13 protein-coding genes and 1 pseudogene are annotated in these 22,381 nt (G+C 36.1%); 7 read left to right on the forward strand and 7 right to left on the reverse strand.

Annotation, left to right across the window (positions count from 1 at the left end; translation table 11 throughout):
• Positions 1–27 precede the first annotated feature (27 nt).
• From NMK50_RS07125 to NMK50_RS07135, 3 genes are all read right to left on the reverse strand, one after another.
• Positions 28–1,644 (reverse strand): ABC transporter substrate-binding protein, encoded by a 1,617-nt coding sequence (locus NMK50_RS07125; RefSeq protein WP_254769903.1) that lies wholly within the window; start codon positions 1,642–1,644, stop codon positions 28–30.
• Between the two features lie 387 nt (positions 1,645–2,031).
• Positions 2,032–3,657 carry an ABC transporter substrate-binding protein gene (locus tag NMK50_RS07130; RefSeq protein ID WP_254769904.1) on the reverse strand — a complete coding sequence of 542 codons (1,626 nt, stop codon included), beginning with the start codon at positions 3,655–3,657 and terminating at the stop codon, positions 2,032–2,034.
• Between the two features lie 1,557 nt (positions 3,658–5,214).
• The gene (locus NMK50_RS07135) at positions 5,215–5,991 is read right to left on the reverse strand and encodes a class I SAM-dependent methyltransferase (RefSeq protein ID WP_254769905.1); all 777 of its coding nucleotides are present in this window, start codon (positions 5,989–5,991) and stop codon (positions 5,215–5,217) included.
• A 943-nt stretch (positions 5,992–6,934) separates the two neighbouring features.
• Between NMK50_RS07135 and NMK50_RS07140 the strand changes: the two genes are divergently transcribed.
• The 5 genes and pseudogenes from NMK50_RS07140 to parE all read left to right on the forward strand — a co-directional run bounded on the left by NMK50_RS07140 (position 6,935) and on the right by parE (position 12,257).
• A complete protein-coding gene (locus NMK50_RS07140; protein ID WP_374112166.1) occupies positions 6,935–7,144 on the forward strand; it encodes an Arm DNA-binding domain-containing protein in 210 nt (69 codons plus the stop codon).
• 577 nt (positions 7,145–7,721) lie between these two features.
• The gene (locus NMK50_RS07145) at positions 7,722–8,360 is read left to right on the forward strand and encodes a LemA family protein (protein ID WP_254769906.1); all 639 of its coding nucleotides are present in this window, start codon (positions 7,722–7,724) and stop codon (positions 8,358–8,360) included.
• On the forward strand, positions 8,360–9,211 hold the full coding sequence (locus NMK50_RS07150; RefSeq protein WP_254769907.1) for a TPM domain-containing protein: 852 nt from the start codon (positions 8,360–8,362) through the stop codon (positions 9,209–9,211). The genes NMK50_RS07145 and NMK50_RS07150 overlap by 1 nt, the downstream gene beginning before the upstream one ends.
• Positions 9,212–9,369: 158 nt before the next feature.
• Positions 9,370–10,108, forward strand: a pseudogene (gene lipB / locus NMK50_RS07155) (lipoyl(octanoyl) transferase LipB).
• An 82-nt stretch (positions 10,109–10,190) separates the two neighbouring features.
• Positions 10,191–12,257 carry a DNA topoisomerase IV subunit B gene (parE, locus tag NMK50_RS07160; RefSeq protein ID WP_254769908.1) on the forward strand — a complete coding sequence of 689 codons (2,067 nt, stop codon included), beginning with the start codon at positions 10,191–10,193 and terminating at the stop codon, positions 12,255–12,257.
• A gap of 30 nt (positions 12,258–12,287) precedes the next feature.
• Here parE and recJ read toward each other — a convergent pair whose 3' ends face one another.
• On the reverse strand, positions 12,288–14,069 hold the full coding sequence (gene recJ, locus NMK50_RS07165) for a single-stranded-DNA-specific exonuclease RecJ (protein ID WP_254769909.1): 1,782 nt from the start codon (positions 14,067–14,069) through the stop codon (positions 12,288–12,290).
• Between the two features lie 294 nt (positions 14,070–14,363).
• Here recJ and rplM point away from each other — a divergent pair, with 294 nt between their 5' ends.
• Positions 14,364–14,828 (forward strand): 50S ribosomal protein L13, encoded by a 465-nt coding sequence (gene rplM / locus NMK50_RS07170; protein WP_254769910.1) that lies wholly within the window; start codon positions 14,364–14,366, stop codon positions 14,826–14,828.
• Positions 14,829–14,830: 2 nt separating this feature from the next.
• Positions 14,831–15,316: a 30S ribosomal protein S9 gene (rpsI, locus tag NMK50_RS07175; protein WP_254769911.1), complete on the forward strand. Its 486-nt coding sequence runs from the start codon at positions 14,831–14,833 to the stop codon at positions 15,314–15,316.
• A 313-nt stretch (positions 15,317–15,629) separates the two neighbouring features.
• Here the strand turns inward: rpsI and NMK50_RS07180 are convergent, their stop codons facing one another.
• The 3 genes from NMK50_RS07180 to NMK50_RS07190 form a co-directional block, all read right to left on the reverse strand.
• Complete coding sequence (locus NMK50_RS07180; RefSeq protein WP_254769912.1) at positions 15,630–15,995, reverse strand: response regulator; 366 nt, start codon at positions 15,993–15,995, stop codon at positions 15,630–15,632.
• A 1,920-nt stretch (positions 15,996–17,915) separates the two neighbouring features.
• Positions 17,916–18,254: a hypothetical protein gene (locus tag NMK50_RS07185; protein ID WP_254769913.1), complete on the reverse strand. Its 339-nt coding sequence runs from the start codon at positions 18,252–18,254 to the stop codon at positions 17,916–17,918.
• Between the two features lie 996 nt (positions 18,255–19,250).
• On the reverse strand, positions 19,251–21,983 hold the full coding sequence (locus NMK50_RS07190) for an autotransporter family protein (RefSeq protein ID WP_254769914.1): 2,733 nt from the start codon (positions 21,981–21,983) through the stop codon (positions 19,251–19,253).
• Positions 21,984–22,381: the final 398 nt, after the last annotated feature.

The raw sequence follows: 22,381 nt of genomic DNA on the forward strand, positions 1-22,381 counted from the left end.
TGCTCTAAGCTTTTCTGCAAATATGCTCTATTTTTCTGCATCATTGTAGTAAAGTCTAAAACTATTCCAAACCCATTTTTTTACCGCTGGTCCCATACCAACAGTATAATATGTCTGGAAGAGATAGACCATAGGACCATGCTCAAACACATAATGCTGTAGAGCACGATATTGCGAAATACGCTTCTTTTGATTTTGTTCAAATAAAGCATCCATCACCATTTTATTGATATTTTCATCATAATATCCAGCGCGCCAAGCTAAATACATATTGTGTTTTTTTGTAAATGTTGGATCAGGATTAAAAACGTGATTTAATGAAGCAGGATGCCCATCAGGATCAGCGCTCCCCCACCCCATAATAGCAGTATCATAATTTCCACCACGTACGCGGCTTAACAATTGATTTTGTGCCATTCTTTCAATTGTAAACTCAATACCAATTTTACGTGCATTAGCTTGAATAGATTGCGCAACAGAAGACATATAACTAAGGCTACCCACTAAAAGATTAGCCTTAAAACCATGAGGATAACCAGCTTCACTAATTAATTGTTTTGCCTTTTCTAAATCTAACTTAAACGGCACCCCCTCCTTTTTATTCAAAGCACCTGGAATCCCTAACGGCATATAACTTGCACGTGGAATACCGATACCCTTTAAAACAGTTTTGCCAAAACCTTCGTAATCAATCAAATAACGAAGAGCTAATCTGACTTTTTCATGAGCAAAAAGTGTATTTTTGTTGTTTAACGATAGATAAATAATCTGCGGTCGCAAAACACGGCTGATTTTGACTGGTCCTCTCTGTTTTTCAATACCTAAAACATCTTCTGAAGAGAGATCACGCGCTATATCCACATCACCTTTTTCTAAAAGAAGTCTCTGGCTTGCTGATTCAGCAACGTGTTGCACAACAATATTCTTAACTTTGGGTGTATCTCCCCAGTAATGCTGTGTAGCCTGTAATACGACTTTTTCTCCTGGAGACCAGTGAGCCAATTGATAAGGTCCAACACAAGCTGAATGCGTTGCCAAATATTTATTTCCCATATCCCCATCAACACTGTTTGCTTCAATTGTTTGCCGATCAAGTAAAGCAGAAGCATAAGATTGTCCAATCACCGTCAATATAAGTTGGACAGGATAAGGCTTATCCAATTTGAGTTGTAATGTTTTATTATCAAGAGCCTGAATATTTACTTCAGCATTCTCTTTAGTAAACCCATAATCCATCAAAGATTGAGCATAGCTCAATCCTAATTTAATAATTCGTTGCATAGACCACGCGAGATCCTGCGCTGTCGCTACCCTTCCATCATTAAACTTTAAATCATCACGAAGATGAAAAACTATTCTTTTCCCATGATCTAAAACATCCCAAGATTGAGCCATAGCAGGACGAATTTTTGTGGGATTATGCTTATCATATTGCACCAACGCACTACAAATATTCATCAACAATTCACTTGTTACAACCTCAACCGCTTGAGCTGGATCAAAACTGCTAATTGAATCAATATTCCATGCCATTATCAATGTATCTTTAGATGATACACTTAGCGCTGATGAAAGAGATCCATTTAAAAAACCAATAACACCGAATAAAATACAAAAGCTTTTTAACATTACTTTTTTTCTCATTCTATTCTTTACCTTTCGCATTTTATTTCAACCTTTTGACAAAAAATATCTGATTTTTCTATCTCATTTCTTAAACAGTACAACGTAGCACAACCGCTTTCACTGATCGATATCTATAAAATAGTCCTTCGAACATCTAACTATCATTAGATTGCACACCATCTGTATAACAAACAACAGATATCCCAGAAAGATTAATTTCTATACTTATCAACATCCCCCATAAACTGATCTTAAGCAGCAATGTGCGGAAAATGGCATGTTATCAAAAAGCCCCCACAGTTTTACACTTTTAAAAGTTTCTAAAAGACCCTCTGCGGGGGAATATTTCCTATCATTTATACAAATGATGGAGCTCTTTTTGTATTTTATAAACTTGATGCCTTCTTATTTTTCAATTGCACTATAAAAAATACGTGGTGCACTATTCCAAACCCATTTTTTCACAGCAGGGGTCATCGCTATAACAGCATATTTTTGAAAGATAAAAGCATAAGGTCCTTTTTGCATAAGTTCACGCTGTAGATCAGCATATATTTGTGCTCGTTTCTGTGGATCTTTTTGAAACAATGCCTCTTCAACCTTTTGATTCATCTTTGCATCCAAATATCCGTGCTGCCAACTCGGATAGGCTGTATTTTTAGCCTCAAAATGATTATCAGGATTGTAAACAAGCCGTGAAGCCATTGTATGAGGATCAGCAGAGTCATTGTTCCAACCGACAAAAATCGTATCAAAAGCACGCACATAAAGTTTTGAAAACAACTGCGTACCTGCCAAACGTTCAATTTTAAGATGCACGCCTACCTTTTTTGCATTGTCTTGGATAGACTGAGCAATTGACAAAGCATAAGGAGAAGTCCCTACTAAAAAATTTGCCTCAAAACCTTTCGAGTAACCTGCCTCAGCTAAAAGCTTCTTTGCTTTTTGAAGATCAAGTTTAAAGGGTTGTCCTTCTTTTTCATCCAAAGCGCCAAGATTACCAAGAGGAACAAAGCTTGCACGAGGAATACCGACATCTTTGAGAAGGGTCTTTTTAAGTCCTTCATAATCAATAAGATAGCGCATCGCTAAACGCACTTTTTCATGAGCAAAAATTGGGTTTGTCATATTGAATCCCCAATACATCATGGAGGGCTCTAACACTTTTTCAACTTTAATATCGGTTTTCGCTTGGAGATCTGCCAGATCCTCTGGCATCAAATTACGTGCAACATCAATATCGTTTTTTTGCAACAATAAACGTTGTGTTCCAGGCTCTGCAACATGACGAATGAGAATTTTCTTCAATTTAGGCGCCTCTCCCCAATAGTGAGGACTTGCACGCAACAACAGAGCTTCTCCAGGGTGCCAGCTTTTTATCTGGTAAGGACCAACACAAGCCGCATGATTTGCCAAATATTGGTTTCCCATATCACCATTTTTTTCGTGTTTCATAATCGTTTTACGATCAAGCAAAGCCGTAACAGGACTAGCAACAACATTATTCAAAATGAGCTCTACCGGATAAGGTTTATCAAATTTTATCACCACTGTTTTGTCGTCTGGGGCTTGAAAAGCTTCATCCATGTTTTGTTCTGTGATACCATATTCATTAAAGGTTGCCGCCTTAGCCATTTTTAATTGAACAACCCGCTTCATACCCCAAACAAGATCACTGGCATGAGCAGGTCTCCCATCGTTAAACTTTAAACCATCGCGCAAATGAAAAGTAATAACGGTATTCTGGTCACCACCTGAAACCTCCCAATGCGTTGCCAAAGCAGGAATGATTTTAGCTGGGTCATCTGTCGCAGTACTGACCAAATTGTCACAAACATTGAGAACAACTTCAGATCCATAAACATCATTGAGTTTCGCGGGATCAAATGTATCGATTGCGTCGATATTCCAAGCCATCACGAGCGTATCAGCAGGTGTTTTTGCTGAAACATGTTGCACAAACATCGCCATTGACATAACAGCAGAAACAAAAGAAGTGCTGCTTTTCAGTATTTTTCCCTTTATCTTCATAGACTTTTCCTTTTAAAGTTTATTATCAAAGATTTTCATAATTATTCTAAACTGACACAGCAAATTTATAACAACAAAGATTGAATAAACATCTGACCATCTCTGCAGAGCCATTCACTTTTAAATTCACTCCCTCAATCCCCATTAAAGTATCAAAAATATGCAACATATTTTCCACCATTCAATATCACATCCGCATCTAATAAATCCTCGCTTACAACAATAAATGACATCTCATTACCAACTCTCCAAACTATAAGCCTTGTGAAAAGGTCTTTACACAAAAATTCATAGTTTAAGTATTCTATTCTTTAAACTATACTAAAAATAACAATACGCAAACTTTAAAAATAACCGTATCATCTCGATCAATAAGTTTTAAAAAACTCCCTCATCCTTATTGCCATCAAGGCTAAACAGAACAAAACACAAGAAAACACCTTTGCCAGAACTTTATATCCCGTAAAGAACGGCTTAATATTTTGCATTTTAAATAAAAAAGGTAATTTATTTTTTTATGTAAAATACCAATTATTCTAATAAAGTTTATTCTTTCGAATGAAACATATCCACTAAAAGAATACATAATAAAACGTATTATTTTATGAGTAAAAACAAAACTCAGCATACTTTCCCCCAGCAAAAGGTGATTGACCGTAAACTTTTCCAATTTTGATATCCATCACGGCTCTACAACCACCAAAATAAAACACCCAATACCCCCTCCTGTAACTCTTGTTTCTCACTACAAACCTAGAGATACAGCAAAGCGATGTAGTGGATAAAACCTCTCTGAGCTCAAAAATCTTCTCCCTATCCCTAAAGAGAGCGCATACGCAGCAAAATCACTCTCTCAAAAAGAGAACTATCAGATAACAAAAACGAATACAAGCATTTGATAACAAGACACCATACAAATAACAAAAGGCAAGAGTATATTCCAACACGCGTCCATTAAAGCGCATATTATTTATAAATATTTTCTCAATAAATTTACGGAAAACGATTTAATGTTCTCATAAAACAGCCAATCCGTCAAACTTTTTACGTTGTGGTTGGATGCTCTGTATTATATAAGCGATTTCATAACTTAACTGACCAGAAAGTTTTATTATAAAACTCTAACGAAAAAAATCAGCTTCACTTCTTAAAGCGACTTATGCTTTTATTATAAACTCCAATAGCCTTTTCTTCTATTCCCACGAAAATAGACTTTTATCAATTTCTACAAAAGGGAGAAATGCTCTCAACACAACATATTCTTTAGCCATATCTAAAAAGCCTTCAATGTCATCAAGACATCCATGCGGAAGATTTTATCCAAAAGTGTAAACCTAAAAAATTCTCTTAAGAATTAATATTCATTCTGATTTTAGCAGAAAATTTCAGTTTTTTCTTTCCAAGAAATGACGAATAAAGACTTCTTTAAAAAGATTTTTTGAAAAAAATAGCGTGTTAACTTTTGGTTCGCTGCCTTTTAAAAATTAAGAATATTTGAACGGTCGTTTATTATACTCATATGAGGATAAAGCCAATCTCTAGTGATAACCATAGAGATTACCTTGTATAGATGTAGAGTTCACTGCGATATAAAAGCTCCAAATGTCCCTGCACTTCATATGGCTTTATCAATGCAACCAATTTTCGCAAATATTCTTCCCCGTGGCAAGCAATGGCGCGTTGTGCTTGTGTTGAAGAGCGGCTCATTCCAATAAAGGCTGGTGATGGAATTGCCATCGTCCAATTGTGCGTATGTAACACAATCTTTTCTGGATTGCCGCCAAAAGCATCACGCATTTCCTGTAAGAAATCAAAATTACGATAATAACGGGAATAATGAGGGCTCATTTCTTCTAACAATGTCTCATAAGCAGCGAGAAATTTGCTCTGCTTAAAATCGCGATTGTTTTGAATGACCGCCATGACACCACCATCTCGCAGTTGGTTTGAAACAGCACAAAGCAATTGAGGACGATCCATCCATTGCAAGGCCTGCGCGGCAACGACAAGATCGACCTTGCTGATTTTGGGCAATAAACTTTCAGCTCGGCCTTGATACCACTGCACAGTAGGAAACTTTCTTTGCCCCTGCTTAATCATATCTATCGATACATCGATAGCATGATATTTGTGTTCATGTCCCAAAAGTTTAACAATTCCCTCTAATGCAATCCCTGTCCCTGCTCCTATATCCACAATGGATAAATGTTTTTTGTCTTCTAAAGGCAGTAACATGGTTTTTAATAAGGTGAGGGGATAACGCGGACGATAGCGATCATAATCATCAGCCAATCCGTCAAAATTTTCACGTTGTGGCTGGATACTTTGTGTCATAAGTTTCCCCTTTACAATTGCTGGCATACATAATTGAAAAACGCTCCATTGCCCAATGTATTAACATACATTGAGAAGAAAAACTAAATGAGAACTCTTCTTTAAGATCTTCTCTCTTTTCTTCGATAGGGCTGCTTCTTGCAGAGTTCTCTTCTTCGAATGATGCGTTTTGAAATCTAATTGCAATTGTAACTTATCACAAATTTGCTATTAATTTCTTTTTTCAAAAGCTTTTCAAGTAATCTTCAAAAACCTTTCAAAGACCATTTTAAGTCTCCTGAGATTTTTGCAAAATTCTCTCTTCTCAAAACAGGATAAAACCCTCCATCTGCTGTCTATCACTGCATGGGCACTGTTCGTTTGATCCTCTCTTGAGAATTTTCACTGTTTAGTGGTTCTCATGTAAGTTCTGTGATGTCGCCGTTTTGGCTGATCATAATTATGGATAGCCGTAATGGCTTTCCACAAGCTCTTAACTTCTTAAAAAATATTGCGATAAAATAGATGAGTCATCATAACTTCTAAATGCCCCTCCAGCATCAAAAAATTCACTTTCAATAGTACGAAAAGATCAAGCTGCCCGGACATAATCCCTTGCAAAAACTTCTTCCTTGCTGATGTAAACACAACGTAAACGCCGTATGAGATCTATAAAATGCTCTAATGTTTGACATAGATCTGTTACCCTTGGATATCTGTTGCTCTTTGGTGCGATAAAATAAGAGACAATACATTGTTTTATAAAGATAATTTACTGTATTGCCTGTTAAATGAGACCCCCGAATATTGTAAGATTCTCTCATCTCAAATCCCCTTATGTTGAATCAAGTGAAACGATGTTTCTGCACATCATAAGCGGGATTGGTGTGTGGGTAAAAAACTTTAAAGAAAGGCGTAAAAATGCCTGTTATGAATTGTCTCAATACCAAGGGCTGTGGCAACATTGGGGACCGGTAAAGAGGATGATGGTGCCGGCTTGCTCCTTCATAAGCGTAAAGATGGTGGTGCTCAATGGCTTTACCGCTATACCATCCACGGGCGGCGTCGTGAAATGGGCTTAGGTACTTTAAGAGATGTCTCTTTAAAACAAGCCCGTGAATGTGCAACCCAATGGCGTTTTATTCTTTGTGAGGGGACGTTTTGTTCTTCGTGAGGATCGAGATCCCCTTAAAGAACGTGAAAAGCAAAAACGTGAAGCAATGCGTAATCTCCATTACTTAATAGAGACTCCCCCTATATTATATCGCGTTTATAGCTCGAACATAAGTTTTCAGTAAATTCGTTTATACGCATAGATATCAAAATGACTCAATGGTTATACTTTCAAACAAACGCGATGCTGTTCTTTTAAGCAAGACAAGACAGCAAAACAAATACGCCTCATTATAGAGGTGAATTGGAAAGAAATTGATATAAACTTTCATCTCCATACCCCTCTAAAGTTTTCAAAAATATCTCTCTCATTATTCTCTAGAAAAACAAACGGTATCGACACCAAAAGAGGAGAAAAAAATAATCTACACCAAGAAGAATAATGAATATTAATATTTTATAAGTTTGTATGATATATTATACTTTTAATATAATTTAACCATTTAAATAAATGAGACAATATAAAAACTGATAAGGATATAGATTTCTTCATAAAATACATATTTATGAAGTTCACAAGACTTTTCACTCGTAAGCGAAATCCTATATAAGAATAAAAGAGCTGTGGAGATATTTTTATGCTAAATGGACAAACGACTTCAATGATACTTCCTTCCCCTACTAAAATTTTAAGGCAATTTTCAATTGTTATTTTCTTAGCATTTTTACCATTTTTAAGTGGCTGCGGATTTAATACGATCCCAACAAATGAAGAAAAAGCACATGCAGCATGGAGTGAAGTGCTCAATCAATATCAGCGTCGTGCAGATCTCATTCCAAATCTTGTGGAGACTGTCAAAGCTTATGCAGCACATGAACAAGCTGTTTTTACAAATGTCATTGAAGCACGTGCCAAAGCAACGCAAGTCAACATTAATGCCGATATGTTGAACAACCCAGAAATAATGAAGCAATATCTCAACAATCAAGCCAATTTATCAAGCGCACTTTCACGTCTTATGGCTGTTGTTGAAAACTATCCTGATCTTAAAGCAAATCAGAATTTTCTTGCTCTGCAGTCACAATTAGAAGGCACTGAAAATCGGATTTCTGTTGCACGCCGTGATTATATCGAAACCGTACGAATCTACAATACGGCTCTCAAGACAATGCCAACGATGATTTGGGCAAAACTATGGTTTCGTAATGCTAAGCCTATGCCAACATTTACGATTGATACCAATAATCAACAAGCACCAAAGGTTGATTTTCATTAATGAAAGCGTTTCGACATCCTATGCAACGCAGTGTTTTTCCATGCGTATGGGCTTTTTTGAGCGCTCTCTGTTTGGTTGTCGCATTAGGAAGCATCACTTACGCGCAGATTAAGTTTCCTTCCCTCACAGGCTCTGTCAACGATATAGCGCATTTGCTCGATAATGCAACAAAACAAAATCTAACAGAAAAACTGGCTGAACTCGAAGGGAAAACTGGAGATCAAATTGTTATTGTCACTCTCCCGACTCTTTCAGGAAACGATATAGAGACCTATAGCAATGCTCTTTTTCGCACATGGAGATTAGGTCAAAAACAGCTCAATAACGGTGTATTACTCCTCATTGCGCCTAATGAACGCGAAGTCCGTATTGAAGTGGGATATGGTTTGGAAGGCGTACTAACAGACGCTCTCTCTTCAGTGATCATTAATACCTTTATTCTTCCCAATTTTCGTGAAGGAAAGTATCAAAAAGGTGTTATTGAAGCAGTTCATGCAATCATCAACGTTCTGACAGAAAGTGATTCTGAATTTTCTTTTAGAATCAGAGAAAAAGCTAAAATTGTTGAAGCACAACGAAAACAAGCTGAAAAAGAACAAATGATCGCCAATACAATCATGTTTTTTATTCTTTTTATCGTATTTGGTTTGCCTCTTCTTGCAATGGTCTTTGGAAAAAAAGTAGGCCCACAGAAATATCTCTGGATGGGTATCATCTTCACACCTTGGTTTCTTAGCTTAAGAGCTGGTGGTAGATATCCTCCTGGAGGATTTGGTGGTCCTCCAGGAGGAGGAGGTTTCAGGGGTGGTGGTGGCTCATCTGGTGGTGGCGGTGCAACAGGAAGATGGTAAAACGCGTATAAATTTCAAACAGAGTGTGTTTCCTTTAAAATGAAATTTATTGCTGTATTATCTTCATTTTAATAAAAAATTCTATATTTTACTGTGCAATTCTTTTACTGTTTATAATAAAAACGCGAATACCAATGTAAATAATGTAAATATTGCTCATGAAATATGAATTAAAACATATTGATCGTAAACACTTACCGCATCACTTTAAAACACTCCCTGGTAATCCACCAGTTGAATGGAAAATCAGTCATAACTTGGTCGAATATCCTGAAGCACTGCGTTATATGCAACAGCGTGTCGAAGACATTCTTGTAAAAAACGCTCGTGAACAGGTTTGGCTTCTCGAGCATCCCTCTCTTTATACAGCTGGAACAAGTGCCAATAAAAAAGATCTTTTAACACCTGATATATTCCCTGTTTATGAAGCTGGCCGTGGTGGTGAATTTACCTATCATGGTCCAGGGCAACGTATTGCTTATATTATGCTTGATCTCAAACGCAGGAAACAAGACATTCGCGCTTTTATTAGCGCATTAGAAGAATGGATTATACAAGTACTTGCAAAATTTAATATAACAGGTGAGCGTCGTGAAGAGCGCGTTGGCGTCTGGATTAAACGATCCAATAACACACACAAAAAAAAACAATATTGCTTTGGAAGATAAAATTGCGGCTATTGGCATTCGAGTACGAAAATGGGTAAGTTTTCATGGAGTTTCTATCAATGTTCATCCTAATTTAGCGCATTATTCAGGAATTGTGCCCTGTGGAATTACAAAACATGGCGTAACCAGCTTTCTTGATCTAGGTTTCCCTGTAACAATGGGTGAGATTGATATTGCTCTAAAACAAGTATTCGAGCAAATTTTTGGTCCAACCATTGATGTTTCCTAACTGCATTGATTTTTAAATAAAAAACAGGCATAAAATTTATTCTAATGACGATTTTATTTTATGAGGTGGATAATCAAACGCTATGAGCGATAACAGCAAAGATCTTTTTAGTATTTTAAATAATGCGCAGTCTCGGATAAATACAAAAGAGGAAAATCCGCAATCTCCCGTGAATTCAGAAGAAAGAGCTTCGAAAAAAAAGACAAAAGATACACAAGAAGATAGCTATAATGCTCTCTCTATTCGCGTGCTTGAGGGCTTGGAACCTGTGCGTTTACGCCCTGGAATGTATATTGGTGGAACAGATAGTAAAGCACTACATCATTTGTTTGCTGAAATTATTGATAATGCCATGGATGAAGCCGTCGCCGGTTATGCAGACTTCATTGATGTACTTTTAGAGAGAAACGGTTATTTAACAGTTACAGATAATGGACGCGGTATTCCTGTTGAAAATCATCCTCAAATGCCTGATAAGTCTACACTTGAAGTTATTATGACACAACTCCATTCCGGTGGAAAGTTTGATGGAAAAGCGTATCAAACTGCTGGTGGGCTCCATGGAGTAGGAATTTCTGTTGTTAATGCTCTTTCTGATGATATGGAAGTTGAAGTAGCACGAGAACGGAAACTTTATCGACAACGCTTCTCACGCGGTATTCCACAATCTCCATTGGAAGATTTGGGAGATGTTTATAATCGTCGTGGCACGCGTGTTCGTTTTCATCCTGATAGTAAAATTTTTGGTGAAAAAGCCGCTTTTGATCCAGAAAAAATTTATAAGATGGCACGCTCTAAAGCCTATCTTTTTGGTGGCGTAAAAATTCGCTGGACTTGCGATCCCGTCCTCCTTGAGAGAACAAAAAATATTCCTGAAAAAGCTGTTTTTCACTTCCCCGACGGTCTGAAAGACTACTTACTCTCATCATTAAAAGATGAATATCGTGTCACATCAGAAATTTTTTCTGGAAAGACAAAACAATGTAATGATCATGGCTCTGTTGAATGGGCTGTTGCTTGGCATGGTGGTGATGCCTATGTACAGTCTTATTGTAATACTATTCCTACCGGAGAAGGAGGAACACACGAAATAGGACTAAGGCAGGTTCTGTTGCGTGGATTGAAATCCTATGCTGAGTTAATAGGCAATAAACGCGCTTCTATCATTACCTCTGATGATATCATGATTTCAACGGCTGCCATCCTTTCCGTTTTCATCAGAAATCCTGAATTTGTTGGACAAACCAAGGACCGATTAGCAACAATTGAAGCACAGCGTATCGTTGAAAATGCAATACGCGATCCTTTCGATCATTGGCTAACAAATTCTCCTCAAGAATCAACAAAACTCCTTGATTGGGTTATTGAACGTGCCGAAGAACGCGTTAAACGACGCCAAGACAGAGAAATAAATCGGAAAACAGCTGTACGTAAATTGCGTCTACCAGGAAAACTTGCAGATTGTAGCCAAAACTGTGCTGCTGGTGCTGAATTATTCATTGTTGAAGGTGATTCCGCTGGTGGTTCTGCTAAACAAGCACGCAATAGAGCCAACCAAGCCATTTTACCTCTTCGTGGAAAAATCTTAAATGTAGCTAGTGCCGCATATGAGAAAATGAACGCAAGCCAAACAATTAGTGATCTTATCCTTGCCCTTGGATGTGGAACACGCTCTAAATACCGTGAAAAAGACCTCAGATATGAACGCATTATCATTATGACAGACGCAGATGTGGATGGTGCTCACATTGCCTCACTCCTCATTACTTTCTTCTTTCAAGAAATGCCCGATCTTATTCGTCAAGGACATTTATACCTTGCGGTTCCCCCCCTTTACCGAATATCACAAGGAGGAAAAGTTGCTTATGCACGTGATGATACCCATAAAGACGAATTGCTAAAGACGGAATTTACTGGAAAAGCTAAAATCGAAATTGGCCGTTTTAAAGGGCTTGGTGAAATGCGTGCCGAACAACTGAAAGAAACGACAATGCATCCTCAAAAACGTACATTACTGCGCGTCTCTATTGATACAGTGGAAATGCAAGAAACGAAAAATACCGTAGAAAGTCTTATGGGAACAAAACCGGAAGCACGATTTCGTTTCATACAGGAAAACTCCACTTTTGCTTCCAATCTAGACATCTAATTTTTAAATAATTCTCAAAAAAGAGCCTTCTTAAACCGCTGCTGCGTCAATAACACGCATTTGTGGAGTAATCATTCCATTCCAATAATTCAAACTGAGATTACCAGCCAAATGGATCATTTCACCAATATTTTCAGAAAGAAAATGACCAAGTGGTGTTCCCACAGCACGAAAAGCAATGCCTTGCAGTTTGTTTCCTTCAATATTAGCCATAACGAGGCGAAGATGCCCCTTTCCCACCTCACAAAGATTAATTAACCGATGAGAAGGCAAAACAAAAACAGGTGTGGTATTCCCTGAACCAAATGGCCCTGCTTTTTCGATTATCTCAAAAAGCTCTTTATTGACACCAGAAGCAGAAAGACACCCATCTATCCTAAGAGACTTTTTAGCACGCAACTGTGACACCATTACAGAGACTTTCTCTTCCAGCCATTTTCGAAAAGTTTCAATTTTTGTCGCTTGGATTGTGATCCCTGCTGCCATACTATGTCCCCCCCCTTTTTCTAATAAATCTAAAGTTACAGCTTCACGAACAAGTGCCCCTAAATCTATACCGCTCATTGAGCGTCCCGATCCTACGCCACTTCCATCTTCTTTCAAAGCAATGGCAAAAACAGGACAAAAAAAACGCTCTTTTAAGCGGGATGCAAGAATACCAATAACACCTGGATGCCATTCTTGATGTGCAATGACAAGTGACAGAGGCATATCCTGATTTTGATAAAGAGAATCAATATAAGATTCTGCTTGTGCTAATTGAAGACTCTCCATTTCTTGACGCTCTTGATTCAGTTGATTCAACTGTTCTGCTATTTTTTCAGCTTCCTCTTTATCCTCACAGCTAAGCAAACGGGCTCCCAAAGCTTGGTCGCCAATACGCCCTCCCGCATTAATTCTAGGACCTAATAAAAAACCCAAATGAAAACTATTAAGCGGCTCATCTAAACGCGCAACTTTTGTTAAAGCCACTATGCCGTGATTATAAAGAGAACGTGCAACTTGGAGCCCTTTAACCACAAAGGCACGATTCACACCCTGTAATGGCACAACATCACAGATGGTTGCTAATGCAACAAGATCAAGCATACTGAGAAGATCAGGAAGATTTTCTCTCAACTGCCTTTTTTTCAACAAATGATTAACCCATGCTAACGTAACAAAGACAACGCCAGCTGCACACAAATGCCCTTGCCCAGAAAAATCATCAGGACGATTAGGATTGACAAGGGCAATAGCCTCTTGATGAACCTCAGACATTTGATGATGATCTAAAACGACGACATCAGAGCCTTCAAGCCTTGCTGCTTTAACCGCCTCTGGACTGTTTGCACCACAATCAACTGTAATAATGAGATGGGCACCTTCTTGCACGAGCATTCTCATTGCTTGCTCATTAGGACCATATCCTTCCACAATACGATCAGGAATATAAATTTTTACTTCCACACCCAAAGAACGGAGAAAACGCGCTACGAGTGCCGATGAACAGGCACCATCGACGTCATAATCGCCAAAAACCGCAACCTTCTCTTTCTCTAAAATAGCCTTAACGATGCGCTCTGCCGCACATTGCATATCCGCAAAACTTTCTGGATCAGGCATAAGTGTGCGCAATGTTGGGTTAATAAAAGCAACCGCTTCAGATTCATCCACATCTCTTGCCGAAAGAACGCGAGCAAGCGCATCTGGAAAACCAAATTTTTGAGAAATCGCACGCGCGTTATTTATCCCTTGAATATCAAGAGCATCCAACCAAGCTTGCCCACAAGCAGAAGATTTAACATTGAGAAAATAACGAGACTGCGGCATCACGACTTACTCTTACAATGAAAGCCAATAAAAGACAATCGGATGTTCAGAACAAAGCAATCTTTCGTAGCGTCCATTTTACGATAAAATATGCATAAGCACCTTTCAATGTGTAGCATTATAATACCTCAATTGTAAGATACTGTTTTATTAAGTTTTTATTTTCTCTTGACGCAATTCGAAAGACATTATATCAGAGCAGATAATACGCGTTAAATATTTCGCTATGATAACAATTTTCAACGCAAAACAACAGAAATGCCCTCATAAAGGGTTTCAATAAAGGATACTTCTATGGCAACTTTTTCACAAAAGCCAACTGAAGTGGTGAAAAAATGGGTTATTATTGACGCAGAAGACCTTGTCTTAGGTCGTCTAGCCACATTCGTTGCTAACCGTTTACGGGGCAAACATAAAGCTACATTTACACCACATGTCGATGATGGTGACAATGTTATTGTGATCAATGCAAACAAAATATCTCTCACCGGCAAGAAATATACAGACAAAAAATATTATTGGCATACCGGCTATATTGGGGGAATCAAAGAACGTACAGCGCGTCAGATTCTTGAAGGCCGTTTTCCTGAACGTGTTGTTGAAAAAGCTGTAGAACGCATGATTCCTCGTGGACCACTTGGTCGTCGCCAATTGAAAAATCTACGTGTTTATGCTGGGAGCCAACACCCGCATGCGGCACAACAGCCCGAATCTCTCGACGTTGGTGCTTTAAACCGCAAAAATAAAAGGACTGCTTGATTATGGCTGAAATTAATTCTCTTTCTGAGCTTAACGTTGTAACAAGTATTGCAGAAACACATGAAAATGTTGCTCCGGTTCATGTGCAAAAGCTCGATGCACAAGGACGTGCTTATGCAACAGGAAAACGTAAAGATGCCGTTGCTCGTGTATGGATCAAACCAGGCTCGGGAAAAATTACCATTAACAATAAAGAATTCGACAAATATTTTGCGCGTCCTGTTCTGAGAATGATTCTTCGTCAGCCAATCGTTGCAACAAACAGAGATACGCAATTTGATATTGTTGCAACTGTTGCAGGTGGTGGTCTTTCTGGACAAGCTGGTGCTGTGCGCCATGGCATTTCTAAAGCTCTAACCTATTATGAACCAGAACTTCGCACAATCTTGAAAAAGGGAGGCTTTCTCACTCGTGATAGCCGTGTTGTTGAACGTAAGAAATATGGTAAAGCGAAAGCGCGTCGTTCTTTCCAATTTTCAAAACGCTAATTTCAATTTTTACGCACTCTGTAGAGCCCCGTCAAAGCGGGGCTTTTTGGCTTCCTAAAGCAGACCCTTTTTTAAGAATAAAACATTCAATTGACACCTATCAAAAAAAAATAAAAATACAAAACAAAAAATCTCTTTTTAGAAAAGAACGAACAAAAAGTTGCTCTAAAAAGCCTTGTATACTCGATTTCAATCTTTACAATCTATCCTTTGTTCATTCAGAGATATCTGTATGCTTATCCAAAAAGACTTTTATAACTTTAATTAACATCAAGAGTTTTTCAGTTTCTTTTCCATTATCATTTAACAAGTTTCAGTCTAAGAAGTGCTTTACCATTGAGATAAAATGAGGAACGGAAATAGGCTTTGACATGTATTCTTCACATCCACTGGCGCGAATGCGTTCTTCATCCCCTTTCATCGCAAAAGCGGTTACAGCAATAACGGGAATAGATCTCAGTTCCTCATCCTCTTTTAATTGTCTAATAACGTCGATCCCTGATACCTCTGGTAACTGGATATCGACAAGGATAAGAGAAGGTTTTGATGAACGCGCTAAATCCAATGCCATAAGACCATTACGCGTTTCAACTGTTTCATAGCCACTCGCCTCTACAAGATCACGGAATAACTTCATATTCAGTTCATTATCTTCCACGATCATAACTTTTTTTGACATTTTTATAATTCCACCCTTTTGAGATAAAAGATAAGACACCTTACCTTTCACTAAGATAAAATGATAAAAAAAATTGTAAACCAGAAAGAAACGCAACAACGCATACTAAAAGCATTTTTTCGCAAATATTTGTTACTTTAAGCGTGATGTTTTTTCCGTTCATAAAGGAAATCTAGAATAATCCTAAAATTTTGGTACCATATAATTTTTCATTGGCATTATTTTTCAAGTTGGCCCAATTTCATAGATATGTAAATCAACAGTGAAGTCTTTTCAGCTTAGAAAAGATGTAAAACATCGCAAATCAATTCACATATCAGCTTTTAAAGAGAGAAAATTTAAAGGTAGTATTGATATGCGTAGATTATTTGATCTTTAAGCAATCAATTTTTTTCTCTTAAGTGAGAAGATTGTTATCCTATTTTGTTATTTCAAACGCTTTTATTATACATCAATACAGCCATTCAATAACAACTTAAAATAAAGGTTATCTATGAATTTTCAATGAAATTTCAGAATGGATTACCTCTGCAATGAATGCATTGTTAAATACAAAAGCAGTAGCAATAATGGCAAGTAAAAAAATTTTATTATAAATTCTCACCCTTTTCTCACCATTTCTGATCTCTTTTATTCTTTTTCAAAATTTTTTTAAGAAGATACAAGTAACAGACAAACATTCTTTCAGCCTTTTGCCATCTCTATCCTATCAATCGGTACATTTTATTACCGATAAGCAACAATATTTGTACGGCTATCGATTTATTTTTAATATCAAATGAAAAGATTAGGTCTGTTTATTGAAAGAGAGGCCGTTGACTTTACTTTACGCTTTACAACTTCAAAAAAAGCTAAAAAGATAAGCGCACTCTATAAAAAATTATTATATAATAAAATATAAAAATTGCGATAAAATGGCTTATATCAATTAAATAATATATTTTTATATTTTAAATTTATTCATAATTAAATTCATATAATTTAAAATGTCAGAAAGATAAAATCCTATAAAAAACGCTATAATACCCACTACCAATGAACATATAAACGATAAAATCATTATTAATAATATCTTTTTTTTACTATAACCTTTATATTTGAAATACAAAATAAAATAAAATTGCAACTACAACTGTTATTGCAAATAAAAAATTTACAACAAAATTAATAAAAAAATCCCACATAAATAACAGACACCATAACGATCAATGATTTAAATACAAAATATTTAATGATAATATAATTAATTTATTAAACATAATATTGTTCTATATTTTAATTATTAAATAATTAAAATTTCTGTTAAAACATGTTTTTAAAATTAAAACTATACTAATTAATTAAACAATAAAGTCCCAAATATATTATAATATACATGATGATTATAATAGTTCCTAATTTTATAGATTGCATCCAAGTAGGAAATTTTAATTTAGAAAAAATATACTTAAAAAAACGAAAATAAATGTCGCAATAAATGCGTTTTTAATATTAAAGTAAATGTCATCCATAATAGTTTCCAATTAAAATTTATATAAAGTAATATATTATAATCATATGAGTTATTTTCGTGTTAATAAATATATCACTTTATATAAAAGTTAACTGAAGAAAATATTAAAAAGAACAATATAAAAAACGAACTTATTCTTATAAAGGATATTTTTTTAATATATTCTTTACTAAATCCTTTAGGTAAATAATACAACTTAAAAAATTCTGCAAAGATACCTAAAATACAAAATAGGATAAAAAAATCACAGAAAACACTAAAAACATACATAAAATATAAAATCCCTAACTAAAATAGAATATTAATCAATATATTACTAAAATCTACTTTATTAATACTTGTAGAAATATTTATTAATATGTCTACAAAATTACCACAGTTTTAGAGATGGATAAATATTTTATAAATTAATAATAGCATGCGTCATACCGAGAGCCTAATCCTAAGAGTGCCCCTGTCCCGTAACCACCAATACTACCGATTGCTATTCCAGTTCCAATCCCTGGACCAACCCCTGCTCCGCCTGTCGAAATTCCTCCGATCACATCTCCTACAAATCCTCCTGCAACTCCTCCTGCCTCAAATCCTACCATTCCCGACGAATGTGTTGTCGAGAGATAATCTCCAACAGTACACCCAGCCTGTGAACCACTTGTTGAAAAATTCATTGATGAAATACTAGACCAACCACGATATAAAAGACCAGCAGTATTAGACCAGCCTAAGCTATTAGACAAACCGAACATATATTCTCCTTAATTTCTATTTACAAATTAATTTCTATTTACAAAACGTATCATTATGATACATAAACTGCTATAATGCATTGTACAGAAATGTCAAATATACTTTATAAAATAGAAATAAAAATTGTTCATAAAACATAAGAACATTATGTACAAATATGTTATATACACAATGTATACTTTAATTAAATAACAATATTATTTATAATAAATTTTAAATATGATACCTTAGTTACTTATCTTTCTTATCAAAGTCATAAAATAAAATGAATGATCCACTCGAAAAGTTGGAGATATTCTCTTGGTTAATAAAAATCATAAAGAAATAACTTTACACTGTCATCGAACTCAGTCTTACTGCGATTGTCTTGCCTATATTTTAGCTGATCAATGCTTTTATTTCTCAAGCAATAGAGACCACATCCACGACATAAAATTATTGATTGCAAATATCATTTATTGTTTTAAATACTGAATGAAAGTCCTGAATACAGTAAAATTTTCTCATTTCATCGCCTCTTATAATGAAGAAAAAAACTATTCACTTGCATAGCGCATGCAAGAGGAACGTATGAATAAAAACTGTTTAAGAAAGGAGAAGAATACCTCTAATAAATTGTTTCAATGACAAAAAATATTGCAATATTTCAATAAACAGAAGGCTTTTATGCTACGCTTAATCTCGATGATTTCTATCATAGAACATAACTTTTTTAATATCCTATAGAACACTTTAGAAGTTTATTTAACCAATCAGCTTACACTAGAATTTGAGTGTCGCATCTACCGTCATGTTTTCAGTAACAACATTGCTTAAATTAACTTAAAGAATACAAAACATTCTAAAGACAGAACAAAAACATCATAAAAAACATTACCAAATTTCTAATGTACTAGATACATCTTATATTCTCTATTTATATTGTACGCTTCTATCTTAAAATCACAAAGATACTAAAGCTCTCATCATCATTAACAATTTTCCAAAAAATTAGATTAAAAACTATAACGCAACCCACCAGAAAAACGAATTCCAGAAAAACCACCCTTAGTAAGTTTATGCTGGTAGATTAAATCGCCGTGAAGTGCAATCTTTGAAGACAGTTTTGAATAAATACCAAATCCCGTTTCTAAAGAAGAGCCAAAAGAACCCAACGGAAAAGCATCTTTAAAACGCACAAATTGTTTTTTTGCAAAACTATGCGTAAAATGCAGTTTTCCATAAAAAGAGGTAAGGCGATCCTCTTGAGAGATGGCAAGGGTTTTGGTTAAATGCCCACCAACGCGCATCACCCATTGATCAGATTTTCCTATCTCAATATCAAAGTGATCAATATCACGAGCGTTATCAAACTGGAGATGTTGATAAATAAGTTGAGCCTGCGGATCAAGAACAAGCCCCCAATCCCCTATCATAAATGCTTTACCAACAGACAAAGAAACATTCAGAGGCGTTCCTTTTAATGTCGCCGTCTTACCTCTTGCAACAGTAAAGACATTACCCTTAAACAGACCATAAGATAAAAGCCCATTCGCATAAAAACCAGTATCATGTTCTATACGCCCATATGCTGTCACTGACCATTTATGAAATACACTTTTTTGACTTTGCTCAACATCCCGAGGATGTAAAGAAAGCTTCCCATAAGTCCCCAAGATCCCTAAAGACGTTTTATTATATGCGCTTTCAATCATCTTCAATGCAATACCTGCCTCTATAGCATTATAATCAAGATTGCCACCATAACCATATTCAAGGGCAGAAAGATCTGAAACATAACGGTAACTTCCACCATAACCTTGAACAGATAAAGCAAAATCCTTATTCGTTTCTAAGAATTCACGAGAAACAGATCGCATAATCTCCAACCGCTTATTTTGGTTAACTATATCCACCAAACCAGCATGAAACAAGGCATTCTGCAAGAGCAAATAAGTTGGAATTTGCGGAACAACCTCTCTTATTTTTGGTTCAACAAGCTCCTCTGGAACAGGTTGGATATATTTACTTTCGAGGCGAAAATCCCAAAAATTGGCATGACCTTCCACTAATCTTTGATCAGTACGTGCATTGCCAAGAGAAGAACTTGGACCATAGGCATGGAGATAGTATTGATAAGGCAAACCTCCCCATGTGATATAAGGGCTATTCAACTGAAAAGAATCTTCTGCGGCTTTTCCAGAAACTTGAATAAGCGAAACACTATGCGTATTTTCATTGCCTGCCTCACTCCCTTTATTTCCTGCAATAAATTGCACATGAATTGTCGTTTTTCCAGAAACATCACCATGAATCAAAAGCCGATCAGTTTTTTGATCATTAAGCGAACCATCATGATTGAGAAACGTATTAAGATAAAGATGTGCATCGCCTTGCGCACTATAAACTTCCTCTTTGCCATTGCCAATACGAAGCATCTGATACTCCTGAGATGTTGGAGTTTCGAAAATAATAATACTATCAGCAAGTTTTACAAACGAAATGGAGGAAATTATACGTTCTGAATCTTGCAAATTCACGGCTTTTCTCTTTGTGAGAACCCATTTTGAATTTCCTGTCAAATAAAGTTCAGCAAGGGAATCATCAGCAACACGCGCCCCCCCTATCAGGGAAGAAGAATTCGCTAACAACGCCAGAGAAGCTTTCTTTTCAGCTTTTAACAACAAATCACCAGAGATTTTTGTCCCTTCCGATACGCCAATATAACCACTACTTTTATAACTATGAATAGCCGTACCATCTGGAACCTCAAAAATTGCCTTTTTCAACAAAACAATTCCTTTTTCGTTGTCATTATTTTCTTGCTCCATATCGAAGTGTATACCAATCTTGTTACCCATCAGCGTAATTTTTGAATCTTCAATACTAACCCGTGAAATTAAAATATTCCCTTCCTGTCCTCTCTTTAATTGCGCGTTCGCATCCAATCCGATCCACAAAGCATTAACATCGGTAGCAACAACATTGGTATTCTTTAAAGAGATAGAACCAAGTTGATTTATATTTAAAACTGCATAAGCAATATCATCTTCTTCATTCGTTTTTCTACCTTTTGAAGTAATGGTCACACCCTCTAAAGCTGCTTTCCCGTTTGTTCCTACATAAAGCGCCGCCGCATCCCTCACATCGATTGAACCACCCATCATCTTAATATCTGCATCAACACCACTGAAAAGTGCTGTCCTCTGACCGATGTCTTGACCCTCTACTTTAATTTTTGTATCCTTTAAAACAACAGACGCCCCTTGCTTCTCTGCATACACACCTACCTGAGTAGCCTCAATTTCTCCACGCTTTCCCTCTATCATCCCACTCTCAGCTTTAAGACCCGTTGCAAAACCCTTAAAAACTGAATTGCTTAAAACAACTTTTCCCCCTTGCGAAGCAATAACACCATAAGTATCTTCCTTATTATCAGTCCCTTCAACTTTCACCCGCATTGCTTGGATAATTGTATTTGGCTTCTGTGCTCCTATGGCCGCAGACGACATAAAAGAATGGCCATTTCCATTCATTGCTTCAGAGGATATACGAAACTGATACATTTGATCACTGATCGTATGTCTCATACCATCACTACATCTATAAGGTAATTTGCCTTCATTACACGAAAGTGACATAGATGAACGAGAACGCGCCTCAACACCCTTTATGTTTGACAAAACAGAAAAAACAATCCCTATAAAAACACACGAATATAAGTGATTTTTGGATATTTTGATTATCATTTTTGAAACTTTCTTTTTTCTCAACAAAACAAAAATGTAGGCAAAAAAGAGTATTAACAGCTTACCTGATTGCGCATATACGCATAATACGTTTTGTATTTTATGTAAAGCTGTAATAAAAAAGTCAATGTTTCTTGTTATTCTTAAGAGTTTTGTTTCAAATACCAATTTAAAATTATCAGAAAATTATCATCAATAAACTTATACCGATAAATAAAAACACTATAAAGAAGCTTTTAGAAAAAACAAAATTGGCGAAAAATGGAAAAGCATGCATTTCTTAAACAGTGAACAAATATCTGAAAATTTCTTATATATCAATGCATATATCCAATTTGCGTATCAAGCTCTAACACCTAAATAAAAACACCAACAAAGATAGAAGCAAAGTGCTTTTA

Source organism: Bartonella harrusi, assembly GCF_024297065.1.
In the GTDB taxonomy this organism is placed as follows: domain Bacteria; phylum Pseudomonadota; class Alphaproteobacteria; order Rhizobiales; family Rhizobiaceae; genus Bartonella; species Bartonella harrusi.

Coding starts and splice junctions, on each gene's coding strand:
- NMK50_RS07125 (WP_254769903.1), bottom strand. CDS start 1,644: ATGAGAAAAAAAGTAATGTTAAAAAGCTTTTGTATTTTATTCGGTGTT.
- NMK50_RS07130 (WP_254769904.1), bottom strand. CDS start 3,657: ATGAAGATAAAGGGAAAAATACTGAAAAGCAGCACTTCTTTTGTTTCT.
- NMK50_RS07135 (WP_254769905.1), bottom strand. CDS start 5,991: ATGACACAAAGTATCCAGCCACAACGTGAAAATTTTGACGGATTGGCT.
- NMK50_RS07145 (WP_254769906.1), top strand. CDS start 7,722: ATGCTAAATGGACAAACGACTTCAATGATACTTCCTTCCCCTACTAAA.
- NMK50_RS07150 (WP_254769907.1), top strand. CDS start 8,360: ATGAAAGCGTTTCGACATCCTATGCAACGCAGTGTTTTTCCATGCGTA.
- parE (WP_254769908.1), top strand. CDS start 10,191: ATGAGCGATAACAGCAAAGATCTTTTTAGTATTTTAAATAATGCGCAG.
- recJ (WP_254769909.1), bottom strand. CDS start 14,069: ATGCCGCAGTCTCGTTATTTTCTCAATGTTAAATCTTCTGCTTGTGGG.
- rplM (WP_254769910.1), top strand. CDS start 14,364: ATGGCAACTTTTTCACAAAAGCCAACTGAAGTGGTGAAAAAATGGGTT.
- rpsI (WP_254769911.1), top strand. CDS start 14,831: ATGGCTGAAATTAATTCTCTTTCTGAGCTTAACGTTGTAACAAGTATT.
- NMK50_RS07180 (WP_254769912.1), bottom strand. CDS start 15,995: ATGTCAAAAAAAGTTATGATCGTGGAAGATAATGAACTGAATATGAAG.
- NMK50_RS07185 (WP_254769913.1), bottom strand. CDS start 18,254: ATGTTCGGTTTGTCTAATAGCTTAGGCTGGTCTAATACTGCTGGTCTT.
- NMK50_RS07190 (WP_254769914.1), bottom strand. CDS start 21,983: ATGATAATCAAAATATCCAAAAATCACTTATATTCGTGTGTTTTTATA.